Origin of the sequence: Aminiphilus sp., assembly GCF_029975095.1 — a bacterium.
Taxonomy (GTDB): domain Bacteria; phylum Synergistota; class Synergistia; order Synergistales; family Aminiphilaceae; genus Aminiphilus.
Genome location: NZ_JARKPW010000164.1, coordinates 26567 through 33246, shown reverse-complemented (window position 1 = coordinate 33246; position 6680 = coordinate 26567). Strand labels below are relative to the sequence as shown.

At 58.0% G+C, this 6680-nt stretch carries 5 protein-coding genes and 1 pseudogene; all 6 read right to left on the bottom strand.

The window, feature by feature from the left end:
* Positions 1-131 precede the first annotated feature (131 nt).
* The 6 genes and pseudogenes from Q1K49_RS10180 to Q1K49_RS10155 all read right to left on the bottom strand — a co-directional run bounded on the left by Q1K49_RS10180 (position 132) and on the right by Q1K49_RS10155 (position 6580).
* Complete coding sequence (locus tag Q1K49_RS10180; protein WP_300525718.1) at positions 132-1799, bottom strand: hypothetical protein; 1668 nt, start codon at positions 1797-1799, stop codon at positions 132-134.
* Between the two features lie 149 nt (positions 1800-1948).
* A pseudogene (locus Q1K49_RS10175) lies at positions 1949-3231 on the bottom strand (TRAP transporter large permease).
* A gap of 2 nt (positions 3232-3233) precedes the next feature.
* Positions 3234-3716: a TRAP transporter small permease gene (locus tag Q1K49_RS10170; RefSeq protein ID WP_300525717.1), complete on the bottom strand. Its 483-nt coding sequence runs from the start codon at positions 3714-3716 to the stop codon at positions 3234-3236.
* A 72-nt stretch (positions 3717-3788) separates the two neighbouring features.
* A complete protein-coding gene (locus Q1K49_RS10165) occupies positions 3789-4781 on the bottom strand; it encodes a DctP family TRAP transporter solute-binding subunit (protein WP_300525715.1) in 993 nt (330 codons plus the stop codon).
* Positions 4782-4940: 159 nt separating this feature from the next.
* Positions 4941-5363 carry a DUF126 domain-containing protein gene (locus Q1K49_RS10160; protein ID WP_300525713.1) on the bottom strand — a complete coding sequence of 141 codons (423 nt, stop codon included), beginning with the start codon at positions 5361-5363 and terminating at the stop codon, positions 4941-4943.
* On the bottom strand, positions 5363-6580 hold the full coding sequence (locus tag Q1K49_RS10155) for an aconitase X catalytic domain-containing protein (protein ID WP_300525711.1): 1218 nt from the start codon (positions 6578-6580) through the stop codon (positions 5363-5365). Before Q1K49_RS10155 ends, Q1K49_RS10160 begins: the two co-directional genes overlap by 1 nt.
* Positions 6581-6680: the final 100 nt, after the last annotated feature.

The following is a 6680-nucleotide window of genomic DNA, read 5'->3' as shown; positions in this document are numbered from 1 at the left end:
GCCCGAAATGTAAAGCACCGGAGAGACGAGAAAAAGCCGGAGGGCCTGTCGCCCCTCCGGCTTTTTCTCTCCCGTCCGCATTCCGGTTCCGGCTCTTTCTGCAGCACGGGGCCCCCTGCCGGAGCTGCCGTCTACTGGTCGTAGCGCACCCGATAAGGGCCGACGAGACTGTTGAAAAGCAGGTCTCCGTTCGGAAGATACTGGAGAATCGCGTACGCGCCGTTACCGAAGTTCTTTTTGCCGAACACGGTCCGGTGCACCGTCTCCCCCGTGTCCCAATCCATACCCGTGACCTCCCAGCCATCCTCGCGGGTGTAGCCGTTCACGAGGGCCATGTTGGAAGACCGGCTGTTCACGGGAACCATGCTGGTGGAAGAGACATCGGGGCGGGCCCAGACGGATTTCCACTCCTTGCTCTCCGCATCCCACCGGAACCGTTCCACCCCCGAGGGAGCATCGAAGATGGGCCCCATGACCGCGACGTCCAGAATTTTGTTGACCGCGCCCATCGTCGCCACGTTCCCGGGAATGTTGTTCACCACGAAAGCGCCGTAGCCACGCACCACCACGGACTGCTCCGACTGGATCCACTCCGGCTGGGGAGTCAGGCCGCAGGTGACCTGGATCTGCCCGGCAATCCGCCGGGATGCCGTACCCGGCTTCTGGACAAACCCCTCGGGAATTTGGTCGCGCCAGAAGGCGACGAGTTTCATCCGTTTTTCTCCGTCGGTGATGACCACCAGCTTGTCCGGGTCGGAACCGAAGCCCATGAGGGTCGGCGTGGATCCCGTTCCGGTTCCGAATTTCACCAGAGGCGGGACGGCGTCGCTCGGTGCGTCGTAGGCACTGATCCAGGCTCCGTCCACCTCGCGTTCGGAGAGGGTCGTTCCGGTCCAGACGAGCTTGCGCATGAATTTGTTCGAGGCGATGTACAGGCCGTTCTCTTCGTCCACCGCGATGGAATTGGTCACCGTCTCGTCGGCGCCGAAGGACACGAACTGCGCCGTGGCGGGATCCAGATTCCGGTCGATCACGGCAACGCCGTTGCTGAAGATCACCACGAGGAATCCGTCGTAGGTCATGCTCAAGCCGAAAAGCGACACCGTCGTCCCTTCGGGCAGATCCTCCCCCTGGATGGTCCGGATGTCATCGATCCTCCGAAGAATCCGGATTCCCGCGGAGGGATCGGCGGGATCCGTCAGGGCAAAGGCATAGACGCCGGGACCGAAGTTGGCATAGAGCACGTTGTCGCGATCAACCACGGAGTAGGCGCCGTTCCGGATGCGGTAGGCGTAGTTCTCATCGTAGTAGCTCCTGAGAATCTGATCCACGTCGCCGGAAGTCTCCCCCTCGAACACCATCTCTCCCACGAGCTTGTGATCAGTCCCCGAAATCGGGCCGAGGCCGGGCGCAACGTAGGCCGGAGCGTCGATGTGGGCCGTCTCCACCCACGCGTCATCCCCATTCCGGATGTAGGATACCCGATCGGTTCCAACCCCCCACATGTACACCGGATTCGTCGACGCCAGGGTGATGATGTTCACGGGTCCGCCGTAGGAAATGGGCTGCCGGGCCGGGTCCACGGAAAATGTGCCCCTGGGCGGCCCGTAGGGCGTGGAATCGCTCTGGGAGGAATCGAAATGGGTAATGCCGTACAGCGAAGCGGAAAGATACGGATTCGTCACCGGACCGTTCTCGGCGACGTTGTCACTGCCGCCGCACCCCCCAAGGGAAAGAAGAAAAACGCCAAGAAGCACAACAAGCACCGGAGATCCGACTGTTTTTTTCACTTCTTTCATGAATCATCCCCCCTTCCGGCCTGTCAACACGAGAAAAACGGGAGCCCATTCCATTGAGGATCGTTTGCATCTTTCTGTACTTTTTGATTTTTGTCAAGCGTTGCCCTCGCCTTTTCCCGCGATATTTCAGATTTTCAGGGGAGACGTCGCTAATGACGCAACAATTCAACAAGCCCCAGGCTGACGGAAGGAACGTACGTGAAAAGCATCAGACAGACCAGCATGGCGAGCACAAAGGGCAAGATCTGTTTCGAGATGCCCTCGATCGATTCCCCGGAGATCGCGGAAGCCACGAAAAGATTGATCCCATAAGGTGGCGTGATGAACCCGATGGCCAGATTGACGGTAATGATGATGCCGAATTGAATGGGGTCCATGCCAAGCCTGGTCACCACCGGAAGGAGAATCGGGGTGAGAATGATCACGGCGGCGATGTTGTCGATGAAACATCCGACAATGAGCAGAAACACATTAATCAGCAGCATGATCACGAAAGGACTCTGCGACACGCTGCCCAACCACTCGGCGATGGTCGTGGGAATCTGGGCCAGGGCAAGGTAGTTGGAAAACGCCATAGAAAGGCCGATCATGAATTCCGTCGCGCCGTTGATGAGGCCGGAGGTCCTCAGGCATTCGTAGATCGCCTTTCCGTCGAGTTCCTTGTAGACGAATTTGCCGATGACGACCGAGTAGACCACGGCCACGACCGCCGCCTCCGTCGGCGTGAACACACCACCGTAGATCCCCCCAGAATGATGATGGGAACCATCAGGGCTCCAAGGGATTCCTTGAATGCGTGAAACACGTTTCCGAGCGTCGGCGGCTCCTTCGAACTCAGGTAGTTTCTCTTCCTGGCAATGAAGTAGCAGACCGTCATGAGGGCAATGCCTATCAGGATACCCGGAACGACACCGGCGATGAACATGTCTCCGATGGACGTCTGGGCCACCACGCTGTAGATGACGAAGGGGATGCTCGGAGGAATGATCACCCCGATGGTGCCTGCAGCCGCCGTCAGAGAAGCCGCGAACGTTCCATGATACTTCCTCTCCTTCATCGCCGGAATCATGAAGGAACCGATCGCCGAGACCGTCGCCGGACCGGAGCCGGAAATGGCGGCGAAGAACATGCAGGCCAGGACCGTGACCATGGCCAGGCCTCCGATGATGAACCCCACAAGGCTCTCCGCAAGGGCAACGAGCCGCCTCGAAATTCCTCCGTTGCACATGAGTGCACCGGCCAGAATGAAGAACGGAATAGCCAACAGAGGAAAGGAATCCAGTCCCGTAAAGGACTTCTGTGCGATCAGGACGAGCGGTATGTCGGTCGTGAGGGCCAGGCAGATGCCTGTGGCCAATCCGAGCGTGATGCCGATGGGAATGCTCAGGCCGATGAACAGAATCAGGAGCCCGAAGAGAAGAAGTGCTTCCATGATCAGGCCCCCTCTCCGCCCGGGGTTCCGCTGAAGAGCTTCTTGATTTCCACGATCAGACGGAGAGCCATCAGAGCCGATCCCACCGGTACCGACGCATAGGCGTACGCCATGGGAATCTCCATGGCCGCCGACAATTGCCCTCTCGTCAGTAGATGTCTTGTCACTGTGCTACCCTGATATGCTAAAAACACACAGAAGCCGAACCATGCAAGGAGCACGAACAGTTCGAAATACTTCCTGCTCGCTCCCGTCAATGTATTCGCAAACATCTCTACCCTGAAATGGCTTCTCTCTTTGACCGCATAACTTGCTCCGATCCACGAAAGCCACAAGAAGATGTACCTGGCAAGTTCTTCGCTCCAGGACAGGGAATTTTGAAAGACATAGCGCATGACAACCTGCACGAAGACCAGAAGCGTCATGAAAGCCAGGGAGTAGACAATGAAATATTCTTCAAAATTATAGATAAGTTTCTTAATCATGCGCACTTCTCCTCGCACGGAAAATAGGTGCGGCCCCCGTCCGAGACGAGAGCCGCACATACGTGATGATCGCTATTTCACCTTTTTTGCGATTTCGACGATTTCCTCACCAAGCTGGTCCTTGAACTGATCATACACGGGTCTCGTCGCCTCCACGAACAGGGCCTTCTGTTCGGGAGTCAGGGTGTTGACCTCCATGCCCTTCGCCTTGAGCTCCTCGAGAAGCTTGTCCTCCTGTTCGGCGATCATCTTTCGCTGGGCGAGCACGAATTCACGGCCACCCTTCATGACGATCTCCCGAAGGTCCTCGGGCAGCTTGTCGAGGAACGCCTTGCTCGTCAGGGCCATCGTGGCGGAGAAGACATGCCCCGTGAGGGAATAGTATTTCTGAACCTCGTAGAATTTGGCGTCATAGACGATCGCCACAGGGTTCTCTTCGCCATCGACCGTCTTCTGCTGCAACGCGGTGTACAATTCACCGAAATTCATGGGTGTCGGATTTGCCCCCAACAGCTTGAAGAAGGCGATGTGCATGGGGTTCTCCATCGTCCGAAGCTTCAACCCCTTCATGTCGTCCGGAACGAACACGGGTTTGCGGCTGTTCGTGACATGCCTGAACCCGTTCTCGAAATAGCCGAGATTCACGAACCCCGACGGAAGCAGATAGGAATCGAGCTTCTGGCCAAGTTCGCCGTCCAATGCTTCGAATGCGGATTCCCTGCTCGTGAAAAGGAACGGAAGGTCCAGAACCTGGAACCGCTTCTCGAATCCCGCGATGGCCGATGTGGCGGGAAGGGCGATCTGGATCGTCCCCATCTGGACCGATTCGGAGAGTTCCCGATCTCCGCCCAGCTGCGCGTTCGGATAGATCTCCACCTTGATTTTTCCGTTCGACTCGCTCTCCACATACTTCTTGAAAACATCACGCATGCAGATGTAGTCGGGATGGGACTCGGAAACGATCGTTCCAACCTTGATGGTGAAATCCGCCGCCACGGCAGGAACAGCGATGAGGCTGACAAGGGCCAACGCAAGCAGGAGCTTGAACAACCGGGCTGCCTTCATGAGACATATCCTCCTTCGCGCACAGACCATTCCCTCTCGGGACCGATGTCCATGTTCACGCCTTCTTCTCTGGAGTATGGTCTTTCTCTTCTTTTTTCTCTTTCCCGTCGTCCCCCCATTCCGCTCCCCTTCTTTCTCAAAACGAAGGAGCTTTCTTCGTCACTGCGCGGCCCTGACGCGGACAAGCTGCTCGTCCGCATCGACTTCCACCCAGTCTCCATCGCTGATGACGTCGAAGGGGTCCGCCTCGAGGCGATCCACCATAACGGCATCGACGACCACAGCCGAGGCGACGAGGACAGGCTCGGTCTCCCTGACGATGATGGCTGCCGGAAGTGTGCCTTTCACCCAGAGCTGGTAAAATCCGTCCACCTGTACGACGGAACTCCCCTTTCCGGACTGAAGCACGAGGATCTTTCCGGCCAGCGATTTTCCCTGCAGAGGATGGCTTTTCTCGATGACCGTTCCGGTCTCGGGATCGCACAGGTAGAAACACATGGGTTCCCTGGAGACGATGGCCTCTCCGCACCCGCTTCCCTTCACGATGCATCGGCACCGATAGGTTCGTTCAACTCCGCTCATTACAGGGCCTCCCCGCAGACGGCCGCCTCGACGCAGCCGGAAAGTCTTCGTATGACGAACGGTTGCCCTCGTCGCTCGCGATAATAGGCACATTTGGGCGAATCCGTGACTCCAAGCCCCCCCTCGAAAGATTTCCAGCAGGGCTCATCGATACACGTATCCGCCACGAGATCGACCCCGAGCTCCGCCAGTCTCTCCCTTTCGCCGGAGCGCGATGCCAGTTCGAGAGCGTCGTAAGAAGTGAGTATCCAGAACGCGACGCCGTCCCTGACGTGACGCCCCTTCATCAGTCTCTCTACCTCTCGGATCTGCGCGTAGGTGTAATGGGGACACCCCAGCATCACGAGATTGATGCAACCGCCCTTTTCCGAAACGGCATCCTCCTGCTCCCGCAGGTCTCTTTTCGTGACCACGAACTCCGCCTCCGGAACAACCCCTCCGAAGGCCTTCTCCAACGTCTGCGCCTCCGGGGTCATTCCTACGATATGATACATCGGCACAGCTCCACTCGTGTTCAATTCCGCGCCGAGATAGAGAAGCGCTTCCGGCGAGGGCCGCGATCCCACATGGGGGATGTGGAGAACGGGAACCCTCGATCCGGCGAACCGTCCCACGTACCAGCCGAGCAGGCCCCAGTCGTAGGGTTCTCCGAGAGGTGCTTCCACACGGACAAGAAACTGCCCCCGCCTGTTCTCGTCCAGGTGGAACCCGTAGAGTGGCGTTTTTCCCACCACGGCTGCCGCGAGGGCACTGACGGAGGACTCCCGGTTCGTGCGCGCTCCCAGAATCGAGTTGACGTACGGGGTCGCACTGGACTCGGAAAAAGCAATGTGTTCACCGAAAGCGGGAATGTTTGTCCCAAGACCGGGCGTACAACAGAAAGTCAACGCCGCACCGATGCGTCGATAGACATCGACTGTTCGCAGAGCCAGATCGAGTTCCTCTGCGGTGACTTCGTAGCGTTTCGTCAGGCTCGCCACGTCCCAGGCAGGGTTGGTCGTGGGAATCACCGTGCATCGGGCTCCGCCGTCCGCCAGAAGACCGCACCAGTAAGTGTCCCCTTCCTGCCCGCTCAACGCCACATGGGTTCTCGTGACGGGAATCAACCGTTCCGCATCGAAGGCTTTTCCCAGCGCGACCAGAAGCTCCATGGCCTTCATGACCCCTTTGCCGCACTGCCCCTCAAGCATTCGTTTCTCTTCATCCGTCAGGAGCACTTCGTTTCCCCTTCCCCTCATGCACGGTTTTTTGAGAACAGGCCACCGACACACCCCTTGGGTTTCAACGTCGAAGCATGGACGATTTCAGTACCGGAGA

Excerpts from the sequence above, each read along its gene's own strand:
- Q1K49_RS10180 (WP_300525718.1), bottom strand. The coding sequence starts at position 1,799 with ATGAAAGAAGTGAAAAAAACAGTCGGATCTCCGGTGCTTGTTGTGCTT.
- Q1K49_RS10160 (WP_300525713.1), bottom strand. The coding sequence starts at position 5,363 with ATGAGCGGAGTTGAACGAACCTATCGGTGCCGATGCATCGTGAAGGGA.
- Q1K49_RS10165 (WP_300525715.1), bottom strand. The coding sequence starts at position 4,781 with ATGAAGGCAGCCCGGTTGTTCAAGCTCCTGCTTGCGTTGGCCCTTGTC.
- Q1K49_RS10170 (WP_300525717.1), bottom strand. The coding sequence starts at position 3,716 with ATGATTAAGAAACTTATCTATAATTTTGAAGAATATTTCATTGTCTAC.